Source organism: Herbiconiux sp. (assembly GCF_023264855.1).
Taxonomy (GTDB): domain Bacteria; phylum Actinomycetota; class Actinomycetes; order Actinomycetales; family Microbacteriaceae; genus Herbiconiux.
The window spans coordinates 22,034-46,143 of record NZ_JAHFUW010000013.1; the positions used below are offsets into that span (position 1 = coordinate 22,034).

A 24,110-nucleotide genomic window follows, 5' to 3' on the forward strand; every position below is an offset into this window, starting at 1 on the left:
GGTCGGAGCCCCGACTGCGCGCCGTGATCATCGGTTGCGGTCGTGATCGGCTACTACGTCCACCATCAGGGTCGAGGGCACGCCTCGCGGGCGGCGGCCATTGCGGCGCAGCTGGATGACGAGGTCACAGGCCTGTCCTCCCTCCCCCGCCCCCGCGACTGGCCGGGCGACTGGGTGCAGCTCGCCCGCGACGACGAGGGCCCCACCCCGCTCGACCCCACGGCCGGAGGCCACCTGCACTGGGCACCGCTCGGCGACGACGGTCTCCGAGAGCGGATGGCCGCGATCGCGGCGTGGATCGATCGCGCCGACCCCTCGGCTCTGGTGGTCGACATCTCGGTCGAGGTCGTCGCACTGGTGCGCCTGCTCGGCGTGCCGGTGATCACCTTCGCGCTCCCCGGCGTGCGCGATGACCCCGCCCACCACCTCGGCTACGACCTGGCCACGACCGTGCTCGCCGCTTGGCCCACGGGCATCCCGCCGCTCGCTCAGGGGCTGACACCGGCGACGCTCGCCAAGCTGGTGCCCGTCGGCGCCATCTCGCGCTTCGCGCCCGTCCCCGCCGGCACCGACGCCGACTTCACGGGTGCCGGCACCGGCGACGGTCGAGTGCTCGTCTTGAACGGAGCCGGTGGCGGGGGCTTCGATGCCCGCGCGCTGGATCGCGCACGCACCTCGAGTCCCGGCTGGACCTGGGAGGTGCTCGGCGGGGCGGACGGCCGGTGGTCCGACGACCCCTGGCCCAGCATCCGCAGCGCCGACGTGGTGATCACGCACGCCGGACAGAACGCCATCGCCGAAGTGGCGGCCGCCCGCCGGCCGGCGATCGTGCTCCCCCAGCCGCGTCCCCACGACGAGCAATCCGCCACGGCCACCGCCCTCGCCGCGGCGGGCTACCCGGTCATCGCGCTCGATCACCTCCCCGACGACACCGACATGACCCGGGTCGACTGGTCGCCCCTCCTTGATCGGGCCCGCTCCCTGCCCACCACACGCTGGTCGCACTGGAACGACGGTCACGGAGCCGAGCGAGCGGCCCGCGCCATCGAGCGCGTCGCACGCCACCGCGCCCAGGCCACGTCGGCGACCGGGCCGGGCGAGGAGAGCGGATGACGCGCGTCGCCCTGATCACCGTCGTGCACGGCCGGCACGACCACCTCGCACGGCAGCGGGAAGCCCTCGCGCGCTCGTACCCCCGTCCCGACGACCACGTCATCGTGGTGATCGACGACCCCGCACTGGAAGCGCTCCTCGCCCGGGATGCGGCCGCAGCATCCGTCGCCGCCCCGGGCCCTTCCACCCCTCGGGTCGTCACGATGACGGCCTACGACGGCGGCCTCCCTCTCGCCGCCGCCCGCAACCGCGGAGCCGACACAGCTCTTGCCGCAGGTGCCGACGTGCTCGTGTTCCTCGACGTCGACTGCCTGCCCGCTGAGGAGCTCGTCGGGTCATATGCCCGAACGGCTATGGACCCGTCCACCCGCGGCCGCCTGCTCTGCGGCCCCGTCGCCTACCTCCCGCCGCCGCCCCCCGCCGGCTACGACCTCGACGCCCTGCCCGCGGCCAAGCCGCATTTGGCCCGCCCCGCTCCCCCACCTGGTGACGTCGAGCTGGGCGGAGATCACGACCTGTTCTGGTCGCTCTCCTTCGCCGTCACCGCGGAGACGTGGCGCACGATCGGCGGCTTCCACGAGGGCTACGTGGGGTACGGCGGAGAAGACACCGACTTCGCGCACATGGCCCGCGCCGCCGGCGTCGAGCTCGCCTGGGTCGGCAGCGCCCGCGCATTCCACCAGCACCACCCGGTCGAGTCACCCCCGGTGCGCCACCTCGACGCCATCCTCCGCAACGCCGCGCTCTTCCACGAGCGCTGGCACCGCTGGCCCATGCGCGGCTGGCTCGACGCCTTCGAGGCCCAGGGCATCATCACCCGCACCCCCGAGGGCACCTACCGCCGCGCCTGACCCCCGCCCGTCTCGCTGTGCCCTTAACCAAAACGAAGGAGATTTCCCCGCCACACCGCGTGATTCACGCGATCAGTGCGGCGTTGCGGGAAAACCTCCTTCGTTTCGGACAGCGCGAGCCGGGCGTCAGCCCTTCGTCGAGCCGGCCAGCAGGCCTCGTACGAAGAAGCGCTGCAGGGCGAAGAACACGATCAGCGGCACCACGATGGCCACGAACGCGCCCGCCGTGAGCAGGTACCAGTCCTGACCACGAGAACCCGTGATCTCGGCCAGCAGCTTGGTGATCGGTGCCACCCCGCCGTCGGCGAAGATCAGCGCCACCAGCAGGTCGTTCCACACCCACAGGAACTGGAAGATCGCGAACGACGCCAGCGCCGGCATGGTGAGCGGCAGGATGATCCGGAAGAAGATCTGCCCGTGCCCGGCGCCGTCGACGCGGGCCGCCTCGATCACCTCGCGCGGGATCTCCGACACGAAGTTGTGCAGCAGGAAGATCGCCAGCGGCAGCGCGAAGATCGTGTGCGCGATCCACACCTGCGAGAACGTGCCGTTGGAGGGGATGCCTGAGAAGAGGTAGTCGTTCCCCACGACCAGACCGCGGGAGAACAGCGACAACAGCGGCACGAGGGCCATCTGGATCGGCACGATCTGCAGGGCGAACACCCCGATGAACAGCCAGTCCTTGCCCTTGAAGTCGATCCAGGCGAAGGCGTAGGCCGCCAGCGCCGCGATCACCAGCGGGATGAGGGTGGCCGGGATGGTGATGGCGATCGAGTTCACGAACGACGAGGCGATCGTGACCTGCGAGTTGCCGGCCCCCAGCACCTCGGAGTAGTTGTCGAGCGTGAATCCCCAGTTGGAGAAGATCGTCCACCACCCGGTGGTCTGGATGTCGTTCCGCTCGCGGAACGAGGAGATCAGCAGACCGAAGGTGGGGATGGTCCAGATCACCGCGATGACGAGCGCCGCCGCGGTGGCGCCCCGGCTGGTGAGCCGCCGCTTGGTGCGGCGCACCGTGGTCTCGCCGCGCTCGAGGGCTTTCTCGCCACTGCGCAGCTGCTGCTCGGTCGACTTGTCGATCGGCAGGTCGATCGGCTGGACGGCGCTCATCGGATCTCCCTCTGCTTCTTGATCTGCCTGGCGTTGTAGATGACGATCGGCATCACCAGGATGAACAGGATCACGGCGAAGGCCGCCGAGCGCCCGTATTCGAAGTTCTTGAACTGCGTGTACATCTCATTCGCCAGCACGCTGGTGTCGTTGGCGCCCGCGGTCATCGTGCGCACGATGTCGAAGACCTTCAGCGACGCGATCGAGATCGTGGTGATCACCACGATCAGCGAGGAACGGATGCCCGGAACCGTCACGTTGGTGAAGCGCTGCCAGGCGTTGGTGCCGTCGAGCTCGGCGGCCTCCAGCTGCTCGGTCGGAACGCCCTTGATGGCGGCGGAGAGCACCACCATCGCGAATCCGGTCTGGATCCAGATCAGCACGATGATGAGGAAGAAGGTGTTCCACGGCGACTCCTGGAGCCACTGCACCGGCTGCCCGCCGAGCCACATCACCACCTGGTTGAGCAGGCCGATCTGGTTCTCTTCGGCGGGACGGTAGGTGTAGACGAACCGCCAGATGATCGAGGCCCCCACGAAGGAGATCGCCATCGGCATGAACACCAGGATCTTGAAGAACTTCTCGCCGCGGCTCTTGTCGATGAACACCGCGTAGGCGAGGCCGAAGATCGTCGAGGCGGCGGGAACCACGAGCACCCAGATGATGGTGTTCAGGATGACCCGGAGGTTCTGCGGGTTGGTGAGCACCCACACGAAGTTGTCGAGACCGACGAAGTTGCCACGGCTGGAGAACAGCGAGTCGACGGCCGTCTTGATGGTCGGGTAGATGAGCCCGATCAGCAGCAGGATGATCGCGGGTGCGAGGAAGCCGAACAGCTGGAAGAGGTAGCCGGCGCCCTGCTTGGAGCGGCGGTCGAGCACGAAGAACAACGCGCCCAGTGCGGCGGCGATCAGGGCCGCCCACCAGACCGAGCCCAGCAGCAGGAGAACGAGGGTGGGTGCGAGCACGCAGACCGCGAAGCGGATGATCGTGTACTTACGACCCGAGCGCGGCGCGATCTCCACGAAGAACAGGATCAGCGCGACGACGATGCCGAAGGCGATGACCACGATGGGGATCTGCGCCAACGGCGGCAGTTTCCCCACCCACAGGAGGAATTCCGACATGACAACCTTTCGAGTGCGACTCTGAACTCAGGAACGGTCCGGCGCGCCTGGGCGCCGTGCTGACACCGTACACGAGGCGGGGGGAGGGGGTGCGAGGAGGCCGCCCGAATCTCTTCGGGCGGCCTCGTGGCATCCGTTCGGATGGACCGGCCTAGTTGGTGGGCCAGCCGCCCTCGATCGAGGTCAGCACGTCGGCCTGCGGCGTGCCGTTGATCCAGTCGACCATGCCCTTCCAGAAGGTTCCGGCGCCGACGGCACCGGGCATCAGGTCGGAGGCGTCGAAGCGGAAGGTGGTGTCAGGGTCCTGGAGGATCTTGATCGCCTCCTGCAGGATCGGGCTCTTCGCGTTGGCCGGGTCGAGACCCTTGTTCGCGGAGATGACGCCACCGAGTGCGACACGGCTGTTCGCCCAGTCGGAGCTGGAGAGGTACTCCTGCACCTTCTGGGTGTCGGCGTCGTTGGAGAAGGCTCCGACGATCTCGCCACCACCCGTGACGGCGGTCTCACCCTCGGTCACTGCCGGGGTCACGAAGGCCCAGATGTCGGCGTCGGGGCCGACGGTCGCGCCGGCGTCGGTGAGGAAGCCGTCGAAGAACGAGGCCTGGTGGGTGAGCGAGCAGGTGCCGTCGGCCATCGCGTTCGCAACGTCGCCGAAGGCGGTGGCGTTGATGGACGTGACGTCACCGAAGCCGGCGTTGACGTAGCTCGGGTTGAGCAGGATGTCGCCCACCGAGGTGAAGGCGTCGGAGATCTGCGGGTCGGTGAACTTGACCTCGTTCTTCACCCACTGGTCGTAGACGTCGGGGCCCGCCTGGCGCAGCACCAGGTCTTCGACCCAGTCGGTGCCCGGCCAGCCGGTGGCGTCGCCGGAGCCGAAGCCCGCGCACCACGGTGCCTTGCCGGTGGTGGACTGCATCTTGGCGGTGAGGTCGAGCATCTCCTGGTACGTCTTCGGCACAGCCCAGCCGTTGTCGGCGAACTGCTTGGGCGAGTACCAGACGAAGCCCTTGACGCTTGCCATCAGCGGCGCGCCGTAGAAGGTGTCGTCGACCGTGCCGTAGGCCTTCCAGTCGGCCGACCAGTTGTCGTCGACGTTCTTCTCGACGCCCTCGGGGGCCGGCTGGATGAAGCCGCGCGACGCGAGGTCGGCCAGGAGGCCCGGCTGCGGGAAGATCGCCAGGTCGGGCGGGTTTCCTCCCTGGGCACGGATGCCGATCTGCGACTCGAACTCCTTCGACGATTCGTACTGGATGTCGATGTTGTTCTCTTTCTCCCAGTCCGCCCAGGACTGTTCGAGAAGCTCGGCCTCGGTGTCGGCGATGGTGCCGTACACGGTGACGACGCCATCGGCTTCGCCGACGGTGTCGCTGCTGCCGGAGCCGCCGCCGGCGTTACCGGAACAGCCGACGAGCGTCAGTCCGAGAGCCGCTGCGATGGCGATGGGTGCTGTGACACGGCGGTGCGAAAGTGACCGCATTTCTCCTCCTCATTGAGTAGTTGTGACGCGGGGGGAAACCCGGCCACGGTGCCGATCCGATGATCGGTCTAGGACGTTACGCCCCCGTTGTGGTGCCACCGGCGGCGTGTGTAGGGAAACCTTTCCACAACCGACAGCAAACCACAACTCGATCTCCGGAGAGATCCAAAACATAACGATTCGGTTGCAGAGAGCGCTCTCACGGTAACAGATCCGGGCGCTCGCGCCAAGCCTGGGTTTCACTTCGTGACGGAACTGACGCTAGGATTCTGGAAGCGTTTGCAGACGAGGGGGTCGCCGTGTCGGGTATCGAAGACGTCGCGAGTCTCGCCGGCGTGTCCAAGGCCACCGTGTCGCGCGCCCTGAGCGGCCGCGGCTACGTGTCCGCCGAGACGCGCCTCAAGGTGTCGGATGCCGCGGCGAGCCTGGGCTACGTCGTCTCCTCCAGCGCCTCCAGCCTCGTCACCGGGCGCACGAACAATGTGGGCGTGATCATCCCGATGATCAACCAGTGGTTCTTCGCGAGCATCCTGGAGGGCGTCGAACGGGCCCTCCTGGATCGCGGGTACGACCTGATGCTCTACAACGTCACCAAGACGGTCGAGGAGCGCCTCCGGGTGTTCGAGTACTTCCTGGTGCGCAAGCGGGTGGATGCGGTGATCGCGGTCACGCTCGAGATCACCGCGAGCGAGACCGAACGGCTGCTCGCCCTCGGCAAGCCGATCGTCGGCATCGGAGGTCCGCTGGCCGGCATCCCCACGCTCAGCATCGACGACATCGCCGCCGCCCGCCTCGCCACCGAGCACCTGCTGCTGCTCGGTCACCGCGACGTGATGCACGTCGGCGGCGACATCGACGAACAGATGGACTTCCACGTGCACTCCAAGCGTCTGATGGGGTACCAGGAGGCGCTGACCGCCGCCGGTGTTCCGCACGACGAGCACTCCTACGTGGCCGCGCGCTTCGACATCCCCGGCGGCTATCGCGTGGGCAAGCAGATCCTGGGTGATCCCCGCCGCCGTCCCACGGCGATCTTCGCGGCCTCCGACGAGGTGGCGATCGGGGTCATCCTGGCGGCTCGCGAACTGGGACTCTCGGTGCCCGACGATCTCTCAGTGATCGGGATCGACAACCACCCCCTGGCCGATCTCTTCGGCCTCACCACGATCGAGCAGCGCCCCGACCTGCAGGGCGAGCAGGCGGTGGCCTGGGTCATCCGTCAGCTCGAAGAGCCCGGCTGGACTCCTCCCGGCGAGCACACCATGCTGCCCTCGCAGCTCATCATCCGTTCGTCGACGGCTCCCCCGCGCCCGCGAACGGTGTGAGGTCGGGCAGCACGAAGTCGCCCGCGGACCGCTCGATCGGCAGCACGGCCACGACGGCCTCCCCGTCGGTCGGGATGGGGCCGCCGTGGATGTGCGGGAAGCCCGCCGTCTCCTCGGTGACGGTGAGACCGCCCGCGGCGAGCGCATCCGTGTCGAGAAGCACGAGCACCAGCGCGAACCGCGCGTCGGAGTAGAACTCGTCGAGCACGCCGCGAACACCGTGCAGCACGACCGCGTGCACGAAGCCGGCTTCGGCCAGGCTCACGCCGCGCGTGGACACCTCGTACTCGCCCAGGTTCCGCGCCGACTCCCAGTCGTCGAGGATGGCGATGTGGGCGATCAGGGCCATGGCTGGCGTCCTTCCCTCAGTTAATGACACTTCACGGTATCATTAAGAGAACGGATGCGGGGAGGCACGGGTGGGAACACCACGGATGGCGAAGCGCGGCAGACCGACCGCCGACGAGCGCGCCCGGCGTCTGACCCGCATCCTCGATGCCGCGGTCGACTCGTTCGCGGTGAACGGCTTCGCCGGGTCGAGCCTCGACGAGATCGCCGCCAGCGCGGGCGTGACCAAGCGCACGATCTACACCGATTACGGCGACAAGGCCGCGGTCTTCGACGCCGCCGTCGAACGTGAGCACGACCGCATCCGCGCCAGCGCCATCGAGGGATCGTCGCTTCAGGATGTGGCCGCCGAGCTCGTCTTCGTGCTGCACTCCGATGCCGCGATCGCGCTGCATCGCTCGGTCATCGCCGAGGCCCCGCGCTTCCCCGAGCTCGCCCGCCGCTTCTACGAGGCCGGCCCCGGCCACTCCATCGCCCTGCTCGCCCGTTACCTGCCGGATGATGCCCCCGAGGCGCCGACGGATCCGGCAGCCGCAGCATCCGTCGCCCCCGCTACGGCCCGCGCCGAAGCGCTCTACGCCCTCCTGCTCGGCGAACGCCACCGCCGCCGCCTCCTGGCGCTCGACCCGGCCCCCTCCCCCGCCGTCGCCGCAGCTCACGCCGCATCCTGCCTGCCCCTCGTGATCCCCTGAACCGGCCTCCCACGTGGTCCGGAGGGCGAACAGGCGAGGGGCGCGGTTAACGGCAGAAGCCCCACACCTCTCGGTGTGGGGCTTCTGTGCGTAGTGGCTGAGACTACTTGAGGGTGACGGTGGCGCCGGCCTCTTCGAGCTGAGCCTTGGCCTTCTCGGCGGTCTCCTTGTTGGCGCCCTCGAGGACGGCCTTGGGAGCGCCGTCGACGAGTGCCTTCGCCTCACCGAGGCCGAGGCTGGTGAGGGCGCGCACCTCCTTGATGACCTGGATCTTCTTGTCGCCGGCAGCCTCGAGGATGACGTCGAACTCGGTCTTCTCCTCGACCTCTTCGGCGGCAGCAGCCGGACCGGCGGGGCCGGCGACGGCGACGGGGGCAGCCGCGGTGACCTCGAAGGTCTCCTCGAACGCCTTGACGAACTCGCTCAGCTCGATGAGCGTGAGCTCCTTGAAAGCCTCAAGCAGTTCCTCGGTGGAAAGCTTTGCCATGATGTTCTCCTTGGTTTGGTAGTTAGTTCAACCGCGATCCGAAGCCGAAGCTCAGGAAGCGGACTCCTGCTTCTCACGCAGCGCATCGACCGTGCGAACGGCCTTCGACAGCGGTGCGTTGAAGAGATATGCGGCGCCGAACAGCGAAGCCTTGAAGGCACCGGCGAGCTTCGCCAGCAGCACTTCACGGGATTCGAGGTCGGCGAGCTTGGTGACCTCTTCGGCAGTCAGGGCGTTACCGTCGAAGTAACCGCCCTTGACGACGAGAAGAGGGTTTGCCTTGGCGAAGTCACGCAGCGACTTGGCGACGGCCACGGGGTCACCGTGGACGAACGCGATCGCGGACGGGCCGACGAGCTCGTCGTCGAACGACGAGATGCCGGCGTTGTTCGCCGCGATCTTGGTCAGCGTGTTCTTCACCACGGCGTATGACGCGTGCTCACGGATGTTGCCACGCAGCGTCTTCAGCTGCGCGACCGTGAGACCGCGATACTCGGTCAGCAGAACGGCGGTCGAGCTCTGGAAAAGTTCCGTGAGCTCGGCAACCGAGGCTTCCTTGTTCGCCATGGCGCTCCTAATGATGATTGGTTTTCAGCCGGGGCGACCGTCGTGCGAGAGAAGGCAGGCAAGAAAAAAGCTCCGGCACAGGAGGCCGGAGCGAGAACACCGCGCGAGGCGGGACTTACTTCGATCACCTGCGTGGGACTTCGCACCTGCGAATCTTCGATCGATGCTCCCGCCGGGGCGAGCACACCGATGACCTACGGTCTTTGGCTCCGTACAGACTAAACGGCCCGGCCCCCGGATGCAAATCCGGGAGACGGGCCGTCGAGCAGAAGCGGGGTCAGACCTTGCGGTTGCCCGAGATCATCCGCACGAGGAAGACGATCACGGCGAACACCAGCAGGATGACGCCGACCCAGAGCAGGAAGTTCAGCGACGACACGAAGCCACCGGTGAAGAGCAGGACGATGGCGATCACGGCGATCACGATAAGCAGGATATTCATTGGTTTCCCAACCTTTCGGGCTCGGGGTGGTGCCCCCTCGGCTGTGTTGCCGTGATCTTCACCGTACCCCGATCGGGGGTCAAACGGACTTTTCGACCGCCGCACCTCCGGCGGACGGGATGGCCACGATGAACTCCGTCTGCCCCGGCACGCTCTGCACGCGCACCTCGCCGCCGTGCGCATCCACCACCGCTTTTACGATCGCGAGCCCCAGGCCCGTGCTCCCTGCGTGGCGCGAGCGCGAGGCGTCGCCCCGCACGAAACGCTCGAACAGCGTCGGGGTGAGGGCGGGATCGATGCCCGGCCCGTCGTCGGCGATCCGCATCACGGCGACGTCGTTCTGCTCCGCCAGCGACACCCGCACGGTCGACCCGGCGGGCGTGTGCACCCGCGCGTTTGCCAGCAGGTTCGCCACCACCTGGTGCAGGCGATGCGGGTCTCCGGATACCGTCACCGGCTCCTCGGGCAGATCGAGCTCCCACACGTGGTCGGGCCCCGCGACGTGGGCGTCGCTGACCGCGTCGACCAGCACGAGCGAGAGGTCGACCTCCGTCATCGCCAGCTCGGGCTTCGCGTCGAGGCGCGCCAGCAGCAGCAGGTCTTCGACCAGCGTCGTCATCCGGGTCGCCTCGGACTCGATCCGGCCGAGCGAGTGCGCCACGTCCTCGGGCAACTCGGGCGCCGTGCGGCGGGTCAGCTCGGCGTAGCCGCGGATCGATGCCAGCGGCGTGCGCAGCTCGTGGCTGGCATCCGCCACGAACTGCCGCACCTTGTTCTCGCTGCGCTGTCGTGAGGTGAGAGCGGATGCCACGTGCTCGAGCATCCGGTTGAAGGCGAGACCCACGCGCCCCACCTCGGAGCGCGGGTCGGTGTCGGCCAGCGGAACGCGTTCGGCCAGGGCCACATCGCCCCGATCGAGAGGGAGCTCGGCCACCCGGCTGGCGGTCGCGGTGACCCGCTCGAGCGGCCGCAGGGCGAGCCGCAGGATGAGCAGGCCGACGACGCCCGCCACCAGCATGACGCCGAGGGTCACGATCACGGTCACCACGATCTGACCCGAGATGGTGCTGTTCACATCGGCCAGAGGCAGACCCGTCACCACGATGTCACCGGCGGTGGTGACGGTCTGCGCCTCGATCCGGTAGCTGCCGAGCCCCTCGATCGACACCGTGGCCGGAGCCCGGCTCGCCACGACACCGTCGAGCGAGGTGAGCTCGGCCGCGGTCATCGACTGCGCCTGCCCGTTCTGATCGAGCACGATGCCATCCGTCGCCGTGCCGCCCGACACGACGACCACCATGGTCCCCGCGGCCTGGCCGAGCGAGAACCCGGGCTGCGGACCGTTCTGGCTGGTGACCTGCATGATGGTGCGGTTGGAGGCATCCCGCAGCTGGTTGTCGAGCTGCGTCAGCAGCACGCCGTTCAGCGCCAGTGTGCTCACCAGGCCGATGATCACGCCCGCCAGCGCGATCAGCCCCAGCACGCTCAGGATCAGCGTGCGGCGGAGGGTCACGGCGTCGGCTCGTTCGCGCCGGGCTCGGCGCTCACAGCGCGGGCTTCAGCATGTAGCCGGCGCCGCGCACCGTGTGGATCATCGCGGGACGCCCGGCATCCACCTTCTTGCGCAGGTAGGAGATGTAGATCTCCACCACGCTGGACTTGCCGCCGAAGTCGTAGCTCCACACCCGGTCGAGGATCTGCGCCTTGCTCAGCACGCGGCGCGGGTTGCGCATCAGGTAGCGCAGCAGCTCGAACTCGGTGGCGGTGAGCTCGATCGGCTCGCCGTCGCGGAACACCTCGTGGCTGTCCTCGTTCAGCTCGAGGTCGCCCACGGTGACGATGGGGTCGTCGGCGTCGGCCACGACGAGGGTGGAACGGCGGATGAGGCCGCGCAGCCGCGCGACCAGCTCCTCCAGGCTGAACGGCTTGGTGACGTAGTCGTCGCCGCCGGCGGTGAGCCCGGCGATGCGGTCGTCGAGCGCATCCTTCGCGGTGAGGAAGAGCACGGGGGTCTCGTTGCCGTCGCCGCGCATCCGGTTCAGCACCTGCAGGCCGTCGATGTCGGGCAGCATCACGTCGAGCACCACCACGTCGGGGCGGAACTCGCGGGCGATGGTGATCGCCTGGCGGCCCTCGCTGGCGGTCTTCACCTCCCAGCCCTCGTAGCGCAGCGCCATCGAGAGCAGGTCGGTGAGCGTGTTCTCGTCGTCGACCACGAGCGCGCGCACCGGCGAGCCGTCGGCGCGTCGGAGCCGGGGCTGCTTGGCCGCGTTGGAGGAGGAGCCGTTGCCGGAGATGAGGGAGCCGTCGATAGTCACATTCACCAGTATTGGCAGTTTGCTATGAGGAGTCTATGAACAGCCGAAGCGCCGTCTGAGAATCGCGCGACCGGCGGTTCGGGCGGGAGCGTCGGCGGCAGCAGGCAGAATGGATCTGTGACGGATCTGATGCTCTCCTTCCCCTGGGAGGAAGACCAGACCTTCGTCGCGCCCGCCCCGCCGCACCTCTCCCGGGTGGTCGCGCACTCCACCGATCGCGTGGCCTGGCTGCGAGCGCGCAGTCGGGGCGTGACGGCGACGGATGCGGCCCGGCTCGCCAGCGACAAGGCCGTGGCGGCCGTCGCCTGGGAGAAGTTAAACGGCACCGGCTTCGGGGGCAACGCCTTCACCGACCACGGCCGCGCCCGGGAGCCCGAGATCGCGGCCTGGGTGCGCACCTGCTACGAGATCGAGCCGAGCGTGACGCTCTTCCACGCCGCCCGCGAGAAGCGGCACCTCGCCACGCCCGACGGCATCCGGGTGGCGCCCGACGGCTCGGTCGAACTGGCCGAGATCAAGACCACGTCGAAGCCGTGGCGCAGCATCCCGCGCGGCTACCTGCGCCAGGTGTGGTGGCAGCAGTACGTGCTGGGCGCCGAGCGCACCCTCGTGGTGTGGGAGCAGCACACCGATTTCGTGCCGGTGCAGGGCGATCCGCGCTGCCAGTGGGTCGACCGCGACGAGTCGGAGATCGAGCTGCTGGTTCGCCGCGCCGACGCACTGCTGGCCTGGATGCGCGGCGAACGCGCCGCATGAGCCCCGAGCCGAGGCCGGGCCGGCTGTGTCCGGCGGATGCTGCGGCGGTGGCCTCCGCATGACCACCGTCCTGATGCTGCACGGCCTCGGCAACGACCGCGCGAATCCGCTGGCGCTGTTCTCACCGATCGTTCCGCCGGGGTCGCTCGTGATCGCTCCGGATGTGCGCGCCCACGGCGACGACGACCGGATCGGCCCGCCCTCCGCCTTCGCCCTCCCTGCTCTGGCCTCCGACGTCGCGGCGCGGGTTCGGGCCGAGCAGGCCGCTGCCGGGCGCGAGGGCGAGCCCTTCACCGTCATCGGCATCTCGATGGGGGCGGCCATCGCGTTACGGCTGCTGCTCTCCGGTGAGCTGCCCCTCGAGCGCGCCGTCTTCGTGCGGCCCGCCTTCACCGAGGTGTCGCTGCCCGAGAACCTGAGGGCCTTCCCTGTGATCGGCGAGCTGCTGGCGGCCCGTGGTGCCCGGCAGGGCGAGGAGGAGTTCCGCCGCACGTCCTTCTACGCGCAGGCCGCCGCCTCGTCCACGCGAGGCGCCGCCGGGCTGCTCGAGCAGTTCCGCTCGCCCGGTGCCGCCGCGCGCGCCGTGCGGCTGGTCGAGATCCCGCGCAACCCGGCCTTCACGGCCGCCGACGACCTCGCCGCCCTCGGCGCCGCGGTACCCACGGCGGTCGCCTGGGCGCCGCGCGATCCGGTGCATCCGGTGGCCGTGGCCGAGTCGTGGATGGCCCGGCTCGGAGCCCCGGGCATCCCGCTGCCGGCGCGCGACGAGAACTACTCGGCGTATGTTGCGGCGACCCGGTCGGGCGTCGCCGGATGGCTCGGCTGGAGCTGACCGGTCCCGGCCGACGGGCGAACCGAGCGCGCGGTCTCCACCGCCAGCAGCACGGCGAGGCCCACCAGCCAGAGCAGGGCGATCGTGGTGGCCACGAACTCGAGCACGCCACCGACCTGCGTGCCGAAGCGCAGCAGCGAGAGCAGGCCGCCGACGCCGGCGATCACCGCCACCGAGACCGCCGAGAACGCCGAGAACCGGGCGAGGCGGCGGAAGCGGGTATCGGATGCCACCTGCAGCATCACGAAGGCGGCTCCGGCGAAGCCGATCACGGCCGAGACGGTGTGGATGAGGTCTTGCCAGGTGAACGCGGGGCCCACCGGCAGCGGGCAGTACTGGGTGCAGGTGACCTGCGAGGCGACGCCGAAGGAGACGGCAGCCACCGCGAGTACCACGCCGGGAGGCACCGCGGTGAGCAGGCGGGTTCGCGGCGACATCCGGGGGGCGGCGACGGCCACCAGCGCCGCTCCTGCGGCCACGCAGGCGAGAGCGACCCGGAACACCTCGGCGGTGGGTTCGACGGCGGCGCCCAGCTCGCTCACGTACAGGAAGCGGTCGGCCGAGAGACGGGCCACCCAGATCAGCACGAGGCCGGTGGTGGCCAGGGCCGCGGCGACCCAGAGCACGGCGGCACGCACCCTGGGCGGCACGATGGCGCGGGGCGGCACGGCAGCGCGCGAGGCGGGCGGGACGGTGGTCTGACTCATGATCGGGCCACGGCTCGCGAAGGGGGCATCAGGTCGGATCTCCGGAACGGGCCCACGTGCTCAGACGTTCTCTCACGCGCGGCCACTGAGTTTGCACCCCAGTGACGAGACTGTAACACCGGTGAATCATTCACCCAATAGCGTGGCTGCTAGCCGATGAGGCGACGCAGCGAGGCGGGTGGCCCGATCCCTCCCCTGCGTGTTCAGATGATCTACGGAAGGGCAGCGATGATCGAACAACGGAGTGGATCGTCGGGCGTCTCCAGCCCTACTCTCACGCACCCGAAGACCATGTCCGCCGCCGTGATCTCCGGATTCGGCGGTCCCGAGGTGTTCTCGGTGGCCGAGGTGCCCACCCCGGAACGGATCAACGCCGAAGTGCTCGTCAAGGTGGCCGCCGCGGGCATCAACCCGATCGATGCCAAGACCCGCGCGGGCAAGGGTGTCGCCGCCGCGGTCTCGAGCTTCCCGTGCATCCTGGGCTACGACTTCGCCGGCGTGGTGGTGGAGACGCCTTTCGCGGGGCATCCGCTGAACGTCGGCGACGAGGTGTACGGCATGATGTCGGTGCCGCGCGGCGACGGCTCGTACGCCGAGTACGTCTCGGTTCCGAGCCTGCAGGTGGCGCGGAAGCCCCGCGCCCTCTCGCTCACCGAGGCCGCAGGGGTTCCGCTGGCCGCCCTCACGGCCTGGGGGCTCGTGGTCGACCTGGCCAAGGCGCACGAAGGCCAGCGGATGCTCATCCATGCGGCCGCGGGCGGCGTGGGACACTTCGCGGTGCAGTTCGCCGCCTACTTCGGTGCGCGGGTGACGGCCACCGGATCCGCGCGCAATCAGAACTGGCTGCGCGAGCTCGGCGCCGGCACGGTCATCGACTACAGCGCGACGCCGTTCGAGAGCGTGGCCTCGGGGATGGACGTGGTGATCGACCTCGTCGGCAACACCCACGGCGACACCGGCAGCCGCTCCCTCACGACCCTGCGCCCCGGCGGCCTCATCGTCAACGCGCCCACCGGCAGCTGGCCGACCTTCGACGACGAGGCGGCGGCGGCGGGGGTGCGCGCGACGACGTACAAAGTGGCTCCGGATGCCGCGACCCTCGCCGTGATCACGCGCCTTATCGACTCGGGCGACGTGCGCGTGCACATCGACGAGGTCTATCCGCTCTCCGATGTGGCCGAGGCGCACCGCGCGCTCGAACGCGGCCACACCCGCGGCAAGCTCGTGCTGCAGGTCGGCGCGCTCCCCTTCTGACGCGCGGCCCGGCCCCGGATCGGAACGAACGCGCTCACACCGCGGGGCGCGCGCTCAGCACGGGCGGAGGGCGTCGACGCCGGGGCCGAGGGTGGCGGGCCCGCCGAGCACCACGATGCGGGTGGGCGCGAGCCGGGCCAGCTCACCCAGAACGGCGGCGGGCACGCAGTTCTGCGGCACCACGTAGAGCGGTGCGGACTGCAGGGCCGCGAGCGGGCCGCCGCTCAGCGCATCCGGAAAACTCGCCGCGCTCGCCAGATACACGGTCGACGCCGAGTCGAAGTCCGCGCGGTTGACGGCGACACCCACCTCGTAGCGATCGGCGCCCGCGATGCGCGACACCGCCATCGTGCTCCGCAGCTCGGCCTCGAGCGCCGAGCCGACCGATCTCGGCCCACCGACGATCGTCACCGCACGCACTCCCAGCGCACGCATCAGCTCCGTCTCGGCGGCGCTAGGAGCCGCCTCGCCGCCGTCGACGAGCAGCACCGGCGCGTGCCGGTGCACCGCCGCCGGCGAAGCCGTCAGCGCGTCGGGGAAGTCGGCCCCGGATGCCAGGTACAGCTCGCTCGCGTGCGGCACCCCCACCACGGGGTCGACCACCAGCGCGCGTGACACCTCGTAGCGGTCGGCCCCGTCGACCCGCACCACGGTCGCCCCGGTGACCTGACGGGAGATGGCCTCCAGCACGCCGTCCGACACGGAGAGCGGCCCGCCCACCACCACGACCGTCCGTGGCGTCAGCCGGACGATCTGGGCCAGCACCGTCGGAGGCACGGTATCGGCCGCGGTGAGCAGCAAGGGCGAGCCGTGGGCGCCGGCGACCGCCGACGCACTGAGCGCATCCGCGAACTTCTCTCCGCTGGCGAGGTAGACGGTGTCGGCCGAACCGAAGGCCGACGCCGCCCGCACGGCCTGGTCGTAGCGGTCGGTGCCGGCGAGCCGCACCGGCGTAGGAAGCAGTTCCGCCGCCGCCGCGCGAGCCGGAGCGAGATCTCTACCGCTCCCCACGACCCCGCCGGCCACGACGGCGACGACGGTGACGATGAACAGCACGATCAGGAAGCCGGGAGACACACGCCCGACCCGGCGAGGTGTCAGCGTGTGGACCATGGCTACCGGCTTCCTGATCGCGGTGCCTCGATGATCCCCCGGAACCGCTCAGGTGTGGCGTGAGTAGTTGCTGCTCAGCGGGTGCCGGTGTCTCCCACCGGCGCCTCGTCGGCATCCGGCAGCCGCTTCTCCATCACGAAGTCGTCGTGCAGTTCTTCGCCGACGTAGAAGCCCTTGCGGCCCACCTTCGCGAAACCGTTCTTCTCGTAGAAGCGCTGAGCGCGGGCGTTGTGCTCGTTCACGCCCAGCCACACGCTCGCGGCCCGCAGCTCCCCCGCCAGCTCGACGGATGCCTCCATCAGCGTGCGCGCCACCCCCTGGCCGTGGAACGCCGCACGCACGTAGCACTTGCTCAGCTCGACGGTCGGCCGGGCGGTCACGGCGGCGGCGACATCGGCGTCCGCCGGCTCGCCCGACACCAGCATCGTGTAGCCGGCGATCTCGCCGTCGACGTCGGCGAGCAGGATGCTGTGGGTGTCGCCAGCCAAGTAGCCCGAGAACCGCGCTTCCGACAGATGCGCCGCGATGAACGCCTCGATGTCTTCCCGCTTGGTACCGGGAGGGCACGCCATCTCGAACGTCTCCGCCGCGACGGCGGCGACGATCCCCGCGTCTTCCACCCGCGCCCGGCGAACCCTAGTGACCATCCCCCCACGCTACTGCCGAACGCCGCCGAACCCGGTTCGCCCGGCGGTGAACGACCGGATCGCTCCCCGCCGGGCGGTTCGGCTCAGTCGAGCCCGCAGGGCTTGAGCGCCTCGACGTCGGCGCTGAGGGTGTTCGTGCCGCCGAGCACCACGATCTTCTCGGGCGCCAGACGCCCGATCTCGAGGTACACCTGGTTGTCGAGGCAGGTCGCCGGGGTGACGTAGACCGGCGCCTTGGCGAGTCCTGCGGGAACTCCCCCGCTCAGCGCATCGGCGAATGCCGACCCGCTGGCCAGTACGAATGAACCCGGCGCGGTGAAGGCGGCACGGTTGAGGTTCACGCCGACGGCGTAACGGTCTGCACCGGCGAAACGCGTGACGGTGAAGCCGGCAGACAGGCTGGTCTCGAGGGCGGCGGAGACAGAGTTCGTGCCGCCGGCGATGAAGACCTTCTTGGCACCCAGCTTGGTCAAGAGCGCGGACTCTAGCGCGGTCGGTGCCGCCTCGGATCCGTTCACGAGCAGCACCGGTCCTCGTGCGGCGATCGCCGCCGGCGAGGCTGTGAGCGCATCGGGGAAGTTCGCGCCGGTCGCGACGAACACGTTCTCGGCGGTCGCGATGCCGACCGTCGGGTCGGAGATCAGATTGCGCGACACCTCGTACCGATCGGCTCCGCTGATGCGTGTGACGGTTCGGCCGGCGGCCTTCAGCTGAGTGAAGGTGGTGGCTGAGATGGTGTTCTCACCGCCCACCACGACGACCTTCGTCGCGCCGAGTCGGGTGATCTCCGCCAGCAGCCCGGTGGGCAGCGATCCCGAAGGGGTGAGAAGCAACGGCGCCTTGTTCGCGGCGGCGACCGCTGTGGCGCTGAGAGCATCCGGGTACTTCTCACCGCTGGCTACGAACACCGTGATGGCGGTGGCGAACTGTGCAGACACCTTCAGCGCCTGCTGATAGCGGTCGCTGCCCGCGATCCGCGTGACCGTGGGCGCCGGTTTCACCGTGATCGCGCACTCCTTCTCGACCTCTGCGGGAGGTGCCGAGGGGAACGTCGCCGTGAGGGTGAACGTCGAAGCCTGAACGGTGGTGGGATCTCCGGCCAGGTGGAACCCGCCCTCGCTCGACACGCTGACACCGGCCGGAAGCGTTCCCGACTTCACCGAAAGCGCCGTCGCCCCCTTCGCGAGCTCTCCGAAGTCGACGGGGAACCCGACGGCGGCAACCGTGGACGGACAGGTGATCGCCGGCGCTATGAGCGCGTCGGCGTGTGCGGCAGACACCACACCACCTGCGGCGAGTGTCGTCAGTGCGAGCGTGGCGACGGTGAGGCGGGACAAGATGGGTCGGTGCGACATGGGGTCCTTCGAATAGGGCGGGAAGATCCCAGTTTGAGTCGCCGCACAGCCCCGCAGTTATGAGCAGTTTCTACTCAGTCGCACCTTCGTGAAACGCCGAAAGGGCCCGCCGTGTGGCGAGCCCTTTCGGGTGGTGCGGGTTCGAGGTGAACTAGATGGCGTTCACATCGAGGGGGATGCCGGGACCGAAGGTCGTCGAGACGGCGCCCTTCTGCACGTAGCGGCCCTTCGAGGAGGAGGGCTTCAGACGCATGATCTCTTCCAGCGCCGCCAGGATGTTCTCGTCGAGCTGCTCGGCGGTGAAGCCGGCCTTGCCCACCGGGAAGTGCACGTTGGCGTGCTTGTCGGTGCGGAACTCGATCTTTCCGCCCTTGATGTCGGACACGGCCTTGGCCACATCCGGCGTCACGGTTCCGGTCTTCGGGTTGGGCATGAGGCCACGCGGGCCGAGCACCTTACCGAGACGACCGACCTTGCCCATGAGCTCGGGGGTCGAGACCGCGGAGTCGAACGAGGTGTAGCCGGCGGCCACCTTCTCGATCAGCTCGTCGCCACCGACCTCGTCGGCGCCGGCGGCGATCGCGGCCTCAGCGGCCGGACCCGTCGCGAACACGATGACGCGGGCGGTCTTGCCGGTGCCGTGGGGCAGGATGACGGTTCCACGAACCATCTGGTCGGCCTTGCGCGGGTCGACCCCGAGCTTCAGCGCGACCTCGACGGTGCTGTCGAACTTGGCCGAGCCGGTCTCGCGGGCGAGCTGCACGGCTTCGGACGGGGTGTAGTACTTGCCGGCTTCGATCTTCTCGGCCGCGGCCCGGTAGGCCTTTGACTTCTGTGCCATTTCCAGCCTCCTCCTTATGCCTCGACCGTGATGCCCATGGAACGGGCGGTGCCGGCGATGATCTTCATTGCAGCGTCGACGTCGTTCGCGTTCAGGTCGGCCTGCTTCTGCTCGGCGATCTGACGCACCTGCTCTTTGGTGAGCTTGGCGACCTTGACGGTGTGGGGGGTGGAGGAGCCCTTGGCGACTCCGGCGGCCTTCTTGATGAGCTCCGCGGCGGGCGGGGTCTTCAGGATGAAGGTGAACGAGCGGTCTTCGTAGACCGTGATCTCCACGGGGATGACGTTGCCGCGCTGCGACTCGGTCGCGGCGTTGTACGCCTTGCAGAACTCCATGATGTTCACGCCGTGCTGACCCAGCGCAGGCCCGATGGGCGGTGCGGGGTTGGCGGCGCCGGCGTTGATCTGAAGCTTGATCAGACCTGTGACCTTCTTTTTCGGTGCCATTTCTTCTCTTCTCTTTCGTGCCGCGCGAAGGCGGCTCTCCCACCACAGGGCTTCTCCCTGCAGTGGTGGTGATCGGATGCCCCGAAGGGCAACCGCACAATCTTAGCTGATGAAGGCGGAAAGCCCTACAGCTTGGTGACTTGGTCGAAGCTGAGCTCGACCGGGGTCTCGCGCTCGAACAGGGAGACGAGCACCGTGAGCTTGCCGCTCTCGGGCTTGATCTCGCTGATCGAACCGGGCAGGCCCGCGAACGAACCCTCCTTGATGGTGATGGTCTCGCCGATCTCGAAGTCGACCTCGGCCGGGATTGAGCGCTGAACGGCCTTGCCGCCCTTGCCGCCCGAGCTCTTGGCGGGAGCGACCTCGGCCACCTCGACCAGGCTCTTCAGCATGTTGAAGGCCTCTTCGAAACGCAGCGGGGTGGGGTTGTGCGAGTTGCCCACGAACCCGGTGACGCCCGGCGTGTGACGCACGACCGACCAGCTGTCTTCGTTGAGGAACATGCGCACCAGCACGTAGCCGGGGATGCGCACACGGGTGACCAGCTTGCGCTGGCCGTTCTTGATCTCGACGACGTCTTCCATCGGAACCTCGACCTGGAAGACGAAGTCCTCCATGCCCATCGAGGTCTTGCGGCTCTCGATGTTCTGCTTCACGCGCTTCTCGAAGCCGGCGTAGGAGTGGATGACGTACCACTTGCCCGGGAGGGTGCGGAGCTCGGCGCGGAAGGCGTCGTACGGATCGGCCTCGACCTCTTCGGCTTCCTCGGCGTCGCCTTCGGCCTCCACGGCGGTCTCGGCCTCGGCGACCTCGTCGGCCACGACATCGGCCGATTCGGCGGCGGCGACGGACTCGCCGTTCGCCTCCGGGTCTTCGAGAACGTCGAGCACGGCGGCGGCCTCGTCGAAGTCGTCGATGTTCAGTGCGTCGTCGACCACCGCATCCGCTTCGGGGTCGGCTGCCTCGTCGATCGCCTCGAGGAGGGCGTCGAGGTCAGCCGGGACACCGGCTTCTTCGGGCTTTGCGTCAGACAATGAATTCGTTCCACTTTCTCAGTTGACCGTGTTGGGGTTCGTCGTGCGGGGGCGGCGGTGTGCCGCTACAGAGTCGGGGCAGAGGATCAGGCGGGATCGCCGAAGACCACGATCGCGAGCCAGCCGAACAGTTGGTCCAGCCCCACGACGATCGCCATCATGATCACGACGAACACCAGCACCACGAGGGTGTAACTGATCAGTTCGCGCCGGGTCGGGGTGACGACCTTCTTCAACTCCGTGAAGACCTGCCTGATGAACAGGGCGATACGGGCGAACGGGTTGCGCTTGGCCGCCCGGTCTTTCTTGGCGTTCTCGACGACGTCCTCGGAAGGTTCGTCGATTACTTTTCGTGCCACCGTGTCGTTACCTTTCACAAGCAGGAGCAGGGCGGACAGGACTTGAACCTGCAACCTGCGGTTTTGGAGACCGCTGCTCTACCAATTGAGCCACCGCCCTAAGCATCGAAATCGCTTCGCTTCGCTACACTCGCCCTAAACGGGAGCCCGGCCGGAACCGGATCCCGAAAAATGGGCAGAGAAAAGCTTGGCAGATTTCTACTACCGACAGACAGTGTAGGTCACATCCAGTGCGACCGCAAAGGCGAGCGAGACGGAGCACCCATGCGAACAGGCGCCTTCAGGATCGGGTTCGTCGCCACGTTGGGCGGCCTCATCGCCATCGCCCTGGGCTTCGCGTTCACGCAGCTCTCGACCGTCGTCATCTGCATCATGGCCTCGCTGTTCCTGGCTCTGGGCCTGGATCCGCTGGTGCGCTGGCTGACCCGCCGCCACATCCCACGGGGCTGGTCGATCGTGATCGTCTTCGTCTTGGTGATCGCCTTCGCGGTGCTGGTGTTCTTCCTGGTCATCCCCGCGGTCGTCGACCAGACCACCGAGCTGATCACGAATCTCCCGGGCGAGGTCAAGGCGATCACGCAGGAGCAGTGGTTCACCCAGGTCTTCGGTGATTCGGTCGACACCAAGAAGCTCGTCGAAGACCTGGAGAACTTCCTGTCCGACCCGAACAATCTCGCCACCCTCGGCGGCGGCGTGCTGAAGATCGGCGTGGCCCTGATCAACGGGCTCTCCGGAGGCATCCTGGTCGTGGTGCTGACCCTGTTCTTCCTGGGTTCGCTGGAGGCCGTGAAGTCGAGCTTCTACATCCTCGTGCCGATGTCCAAGCGCCAGGGCGTCGTCTCGATCACCGACCAGATCGTGAACTCGATCGGCAAGTACGTCAGCGGTCAGGTCATCCTGGCCGGCACGAACGGCGTGTTCGGCTTCATCGCCATGATGATCGTCGGGGTCCCGTACGCGGGCGCCCTGGCGGTGGTGGCGTTCCTGCTGGCCCTGATCCCCCTGGTGGGCACCATCATCAGCGCGATCCTGGTGACCTTCATCGCCCTGACCGTCTCGCCCGTCACCGCGGTCGCGATCGGCATCTACTTCCTCGTCTACATGCAGGTCGAGGCCTACGTGTTCAGCCCCCGCATCATGAACAAGGCCGTCGACGTGCCCGGCATCCTGGTGGTGATCGGCGCCCTCGTGGGAGGCACCCTGCTGGGTGTGCTGGGGGCTCTGATCGCCGTTCCCGTGGTGGCGTCCCTGCTCATCATCATCAAGCAGGTGGTCGTTCCCCGGCAGGCGGAGTTGTAGGCGCATTCCCGGATCGCACGGGGGTGGCCGGGTAGGCTTGATCTCCGTGACGGAACGACGCATCTCCCAACGAATCGCAGCCATCGCCGAGTCGGCGACGCTCAAGGTCGACGCCAAGGCGAAGGCCCTCCAGGCCGCCGGCCGGCCGGTGATCAGCTACGCCGCGGGCGAGCCCGACTTCTCCACCCCGGCGAACGTCGTGGAGGCGGCATCCCGAGCCGTGCTCGATCCCAAGAACTACCGGTACACGCCGGCGGCGGGGCTTCCGGATCTGCGCGAGGCGATCGCGGCCAAGACCCTGCGCGACAGCGGTCTCGAGGTCGCGCCGTCGCAGGTGATCGTCACCAACGGCGGCAAGCAGGCCGTCTACGAGGCCTTCGCGACCCTGCTCGACCCGGGCGACGAGGTGCTGCTGCCCGCCCCCTACTGGACGACGTACCCCGAGGCCATCGCCCTCGCCGGCGGCGTGCCCGTCGAGGTGTTCGCGGGCAGCGACCAGGACTACCTCGTGACCGTCGAGCAGCTCGAGGCCGCCCGCACCGAGCGCACCAAGGTTCTGCTGTTCGTCTCCCCCTCCAACCCTACGGGCGCGGTGTACTCCCCCGAGCAGACGAAGGCGATCGGCGAGTGGGCCGATTCGCACGGACTCTGGGTGATCAGCGACGAGATCTACCAGAACCTGGTCTACGACGGCCTGCGCGCCGTGTCGATCGTCGAGGCCGTGCCGGCGCTTGCCGACCGCACGCTGCTGCTGAACGGCGTGGCCAAGACCTACGCGATGACCGGATGGCGGGTCGGCTGGATGGTCGGCCCCCTGGATGCGATCAAGGCCGCGTCGAACCTGCAGTCGCACATGACCTCGAACGTGTCGAACATCTCGCAGCGCGCCGCGATCGAGGCGCTGACCGGCCCGCAGGACACCGTCGAGGTGATGCGCTCCACCTACGACCGGCGTCGTAAGCAGATCGTCGAGGCGCTCAACACCATCGACGGCGTGCACACCCCGCTGCCCGAGGGCGCGTTCTACGTCTATCCCGACGTGACCGGCCTGCTCGGCCGCAGCTGGGGCGGCGTGACGCCGACCACCTCGCTCGAGCTGGCCGACCTCATCCTCGACCAGGTCGAGGTGGCGACGGTTCCCGGCGAGGCCTTCGGTCCGAGCGGATTCCTGCGGCTCTCGTACGCGCTCAGCGACGAGAACCTGCTCGAGGGCGTCACGCGCCTGCAGAAGCTGTTCTCCGCCGAGTCCTGATCTGATCGTGTGCGCACCGCGGTGTGCACAGAGGTGTGGCCGCCACCCCGGGGTGACGGCCACACGACGCTGATGCCCGGCGGATGACCGCGGGCGCTCAGTGCCCGGTGTCAGTGCTTGAAGGCGTCCTTGACGTTCTCGCCGGCGCTCTTGACGTCGGACTTCGCCTGGTCGGCCTTGCCCTCGGCCACGAGCTCGTCGTTGTCGGTGACCTTGCCGACGGCCTCCTTGGCCTTGCCGGCGAGGTCTTCGGCGGCGTTCTTGATCTTGTCTGCTGCGCTCATGATGAGCTCCTTCCGTAGCGGTTTCTTCGTGGGGATCGGCTACCGCGGATGCGGGAACCGGGTGGGGTCAGTGA

Annotated in this window: 27 protein-coding genes and 1 tRNA gene; 9 read left to right on the top strand and 19 right to left on the bottom strand. The window is 68.5% G+C overall.

Annotated features, from left to right (window positions below):
- Positions 1–42: 42 nt before the first annotated feature.
- Positions 43–1,113: a glycosyltransferase gene (locus Q0D75_RS07260; RefSeq protein ID WP_291051102.1), complete on the top strand. Its 1,071-nt coding sequence runs from the start codon at positions 43–45 to the stop codon at positions 1,111–1,113.
- Positions 1,110–1,964 carry a galactosyltransferase-related protein gene (locus Q0D75_RS07265; RefSeq protein WP_291051105.1) on the top strand — a complete coding sequence of 285 codons (855 nt, stop codon included), beginning with the start codon at positions 1,110–1,112 and terminating at the stop codon, positions 1,962–1,964. The genes Q0D75_RS07260 and Q0D75_RS07265 overlap by 4 nt, the downstream gene beginning before the upstream one ends.
- 126 nt (positions 1,965–2,090) lie before the next feature.
- Here the strand turns inward: Q0D75_RS07265 and Q0D75_RS07270 are convergent, their stop codons facing one another.
- The 3 genes from Q0D75_RS07270 to Q0D75_RS07280 all read right to left on the bottom strand — a co-directional run bounded on the left by Q0D75_RS07270 (position 2,091) and on the right by Q0D75_RS07280 (position 5,678).
- On the bottom strand, positions 2,091–3,074 hold the full coding sequence (locus Q0D75_RS07270; protein WP_291051108.1) for a carbohydrate ABC transporter permease: 984 nt from the start codon (positions 3,072–3,074) through the stop codon (positions 2,091–2,093).
- Positions 3,071–4,201, bottom strand: a complete 1,131-nt coding sequence (locus tag Q0D75_RS07275; protein ID WP_291051111.1) for a sugar ABC transporter permease — start codon at positions 4,199–4,201, stop codon at positions 3,071–3,073. The genes Q0D75_RS07270 and Q0D75_RS07275 overlap by 4 nt, the downstream gene beginning before the upstream one ends.
- A 151-nt stretch (positions 4,202–4,352) precedes the next feature.
- Positions 4,353–5,678: an extracellular solute-binding protein gene (locus tag Q0D75_RS07280; RefSeq protein WP_291051113.1), complete on the bottom strand. Its 1,326-nt coding sequence runs from the start codon at positions 5,676–5,678 to the stop codon at positions 4,353–4,355.
- 299 nt (positions 5,679–5,977) lie between these two features.
- Here Q0D75_RS07280 and Q0D75_RS07285 point away from each other — a divergent pair, with 299 nt between their 5' ends.
- Positions 5,978–7,003 carry a LacI family DNA-binding transcriptional regulator gene (locus Q0D75_RS07285; protein WP_291051116.1) on the top strand — a complete coding sequence of 342 codons (1,026 nt, stop codon included), beginning with the start codon at positions 5,978–5,980 and terminating at the stop codon, positions 7,001–7,003.
- Here Q0D75_RS07285 and Q0D75_RS07290 read toward each other — a convergent pair.
- Positions 6,960–7,352, bottom strand: coding sequence for a DUF952 domain-containing protein (locus Q0D75_RS07290; RefSeq protein ID WP_291051118.1), 393 nt, complete (start codon positions 7,350–7,352; stop codon positions 6,960–6,962). The genes Q0D75_RS07285 and Q0D75_RS07290 overlap by 44 nt on opposite strands.
- Before the next feature lie 70 nt (positions 7,353–7,422).
- Between Q0D75_RS07290 and Q0D75_RS07295 the strand changes: the two genes are divergently transcribed.
- The gene (locus Q0D75_RS07295; RefSeq protein ID WP_291051121.1) at positions 7,423–8,043 is read left to right on the top strand and encodes a TetR/AcrR family transcriptional regulator; all 621 of its coding nucleotides are present in this window, start codon (positions 7,423–7,425) and stop codon (positions 8,041–8,043) included.
- A 103-nt stretch (positions 8,044–8,146) separates the two neighbouring features.
- Here the strand turns inward: Q0D75_RS07295 and rplL are convergent, their stop codons facing one another.
- The 5 genes from rplL to Q0D75_RS07320 all read right to left on the bottom strand — a co-directional run bounded on the left by rplL (position 8,147) and on the right by Q0D75_RS07320 (position 11,851).
- Positions 8,147–8,530 carry a 50S ribosomal protein L7/L12 gene (gene rplL, locus Q0D75_RS07300; protein WP_291051124.1) on the bottom strand — a complete coding sequence of 128 codons (384 nt, stop codon included), beginning with the start codon at positions 8,528–8,530 and terminating at the stop codon, positions 8,147–8,149.
- 51 nt (positions 8,531–8,581) lie between these two features.
- Positions 8,582–9,097, bottom strand: a complete 516-nt coding sequence (gene rplJ, locus Q0D75_RS07305) for a 50S ribosomal protein L10 (protein ID WP_291051127.1) — start codon at positions 9,095–9,097, stop codon at positions 8,582–8,584.
- Positions 9,098–9,374: 277 nt separating this feature from the next.
- Positions 9,375–9,539: a hypothetical protein gene (locus Q0D75_RS07310; protein WP_291051130.1), complete on the bottom strand. Its 165-nt coding sequence runs from the start codon at positions 9,537–9,539 to the stop codon at positions 9,375–9,377.
- 79 nt (positions 9,540–9,618) lie between these two features.
- Positions 9,619–11,052: a HAMP domain-containing sensor histidine kinase gene (locus tag Q0D75_RS07315; protein WP_291051133.1), complete on the bottom strand. Its 1,434-nt coding sequence runs from the start codon at positions 11,050–11,052 to the stop codon at positions 9,619–9,621.
- A 31-nt stretch (positions 11,053–11,083) separates the two neighbouring features.
- Positions 11,084–11,851 (bottom strand): response regulator transcription factor, encoded by a 768-nt coding sequence (locus tag Q0D75_RS07320; RefSeq protein WP_291051298.1) that lies wholly within the window; start codon positions 11,849–11,851, stop codon positions 11,084–11,086.
- Positions 11,852–11,986: 135 nt separating this feature from the next.
- Between Q0D75_RS07320 and Q0D75_RS07325 the strand changes: the two genes are divergently transcribed.
- Positions 11,987–12,613, top strand: a complete 627-nt coding sequence (locus Q0D75_RS07325) for a YqaJ viral recombinase family protein (RefSeq protein ID WP_291051300.1) — start codon at positions 11,987–11,989, stop codon at positions 12,611–12,613.
- 58 nt (positions 12,614–12,671) lie between these two features.
- Positions 12,672–13,445, top strand: a complete 774-nt coding sequence (locus Q0D75_RS07330; protein WP_291051136.1) for an alpha/beta fold hydrolase — start codon at positions 12,672–12,674, stop codon at positions 13,443–13,445.
- Here Q0D75_RS07330 and Q0D75_RS07335 read toward each other — a convergent pair.
- Entirely contained in the window at positions 13,385–14,152 is a 768-nt protein-coding gene (locus tag Q0D75_RS07335) for a DUF998 domain-containing protein (RefSeq protein WP_291051139.1), read from the bottom strand. The genes Q0D75_RS07330 and Q0D75_RS07335 overlap by 61 nt on opposite strands.
- A 291-nt stretch (positions 14,153–14,443) precedes the next feature.
- On the opposite strand from Q0D75_RS07335, the gene Q0D75_RS07340 reads away from it, so the two are divergent.
- A complete protein-coding gene (locus tag Q0D75_RS07340) occupies positions 14,444–15,406 on the top strand; it encodes an NADP-dependent oxidoreductase (RefSeq protein ID WP_291051303.1) in 963 nt (320 codons plus the stop codon).
- A 54-nt stretch (positions 15,407–15,460) separates the two neighbouring features.
- On the opposite strand, the gene Q0D75_RS07345 is transcribed toward Q0D75_RS07340, so the two are convergent.
- The 8 genes from Q0D75_RS07345 to Q0D75_RS07380 form a co-directional block, all read right to left on the bottom strand.
- Positions 15,461–16,519, bottom strand: a complete 1,059-nt coding sequence (locus Q0D75_RS07345; protein ID WP_291051141.1) for a cell wall-binding repeat-containing protein — start codon at positions 16,517–16,519, stop codon at positions 15,461–15,463.
- Between the two features lie 74 nt (positions 16,520–16,593).
- On the bottom strand, positions 16,594–17,166 hold the full coding sequence (locus tag Q0D75_RS07350) for a GNAT family N-acetyltransferase (protein WP_291051144.1): 573 nt from the start codon (positions 17,164–17,166) through the stop codon (positions 16,594–16,596).
- 83 nt (positions 17,167–17,249) lie between these two features.
- Positions 17,250–18,521, bottom strand: coding sequence for a cell wall-binding repeat-containing protein (locus Q0D75_RS07355; RefSeq protein ID WP_291051146.1), 1,272 nt, complete (start codon positions 18,519–18,521; stop codon positions 17,250–17,252).
- Between the two features lie 151 nt (positions 18,522–18,672).
- Entirely contained in the window at positions 18,673–19,362 is a 690-nt protein-coding gene (gene rplA, locus Q0D75_RS07360) for a 50S ribosomal protein L1 (RefSeq protein ID WP_291051149.1), read from the bottom strand.
- Between the two features lie 14 nt (positions 19,363–19,376).
- Positions 19,377–19,808 carry a 50S ribosomal protein L11 gene (gene rplK / locus Q0D75_RS07365; protein ID WP_137837775.1) on the bottom strand — a complete coding sequence of 144 codons (432 nt, stop codon included), beginning with the start codon at positions 19,806–19,808 and terminating at the stop codon, positions 19,377–19,379.
- A 125-nt stretch (positions 19,809–19,933) separates the two neighbouring features.
- Positions 19,934–20,842, bottom strand: coding sequence for a transcription termination/antitermination protein NusG (nusG, locus tag Q0D75_RS07370; RefSeq protein WP_291051156.1), 909 nt, complete (start codon positions 20,840–20,842; stop codon positions 19,934–19,936).
- An 86-nt stretch (positions 20,843–20,928) separates the two neighbouring features.
- The gene (secE, locus tag Q0D75_RS07375) at positions 20,929–21,201 is read right to left on the bottom strand and encodes a preprotein translocase subunit SecE (protein ID WP_291051159.1); all 273 of its coding nucleotides are present in this window, start codon (positions 21,199–21,201) and stop codon (positions 20,929–20,931) included.
- A 27-nt stretch (positions 21,202–21,228) separates the two neighbouring features.
- Positions 21,229–21,301: transfer RNA gene (locus tag Q0D75_RS07380), tRNA-Trp, on the bottom strand.
- A 164-nt stretch (positions 21,302–21,465) separates the two neighbouring features.
- On the opposite strand from Q0D75_RS07380, the gene Q0D75_RS07385 reads away from it, so the two are divergent.
- Positions 21,466–22,500, top strand: a complete 1,035-nt coding sequence (locus Q0D75_RS07385; RefSeq protein WP_291051161.1) for an AI-2E family transporter — start codon at positions 21,466–21,468, stop codon at positions 22,498–22,500.
- A gap of 46 nt (positions 22,501–22,546) precedes the next feature.
- The gene (locus Q0D75_RS07390; RefSeq protein ID WP_291051163.1) at positions 22,547–23,752 is read left to right on the top strand and encodes a pyridoxal phosphate-dependent aminotransferase; all 1,206 of its coding nucleotides are present in this window, start codon (positions 22,547–22,549) and stop codon (positions 23,750–23,752) included.
- A gap of 110 nt (positions 23,753–23,862) precedes the next feature.
- Here Q0D75_RS07390 and Q0D75_RS07395 read toward each other — a convergent pair whose 3' ends face one another.
- A complete protein-coding gene (locus tag Q0D75_RS07395; protein WP_291048524.1) occupies positions 23,863–24,036 on the bottom strand; it encodes a CsbD family protein in 174 nt (57 codons plus the stop codon).
- Positions 24,037–24,110: the final 74 nt, after the last annotated feature.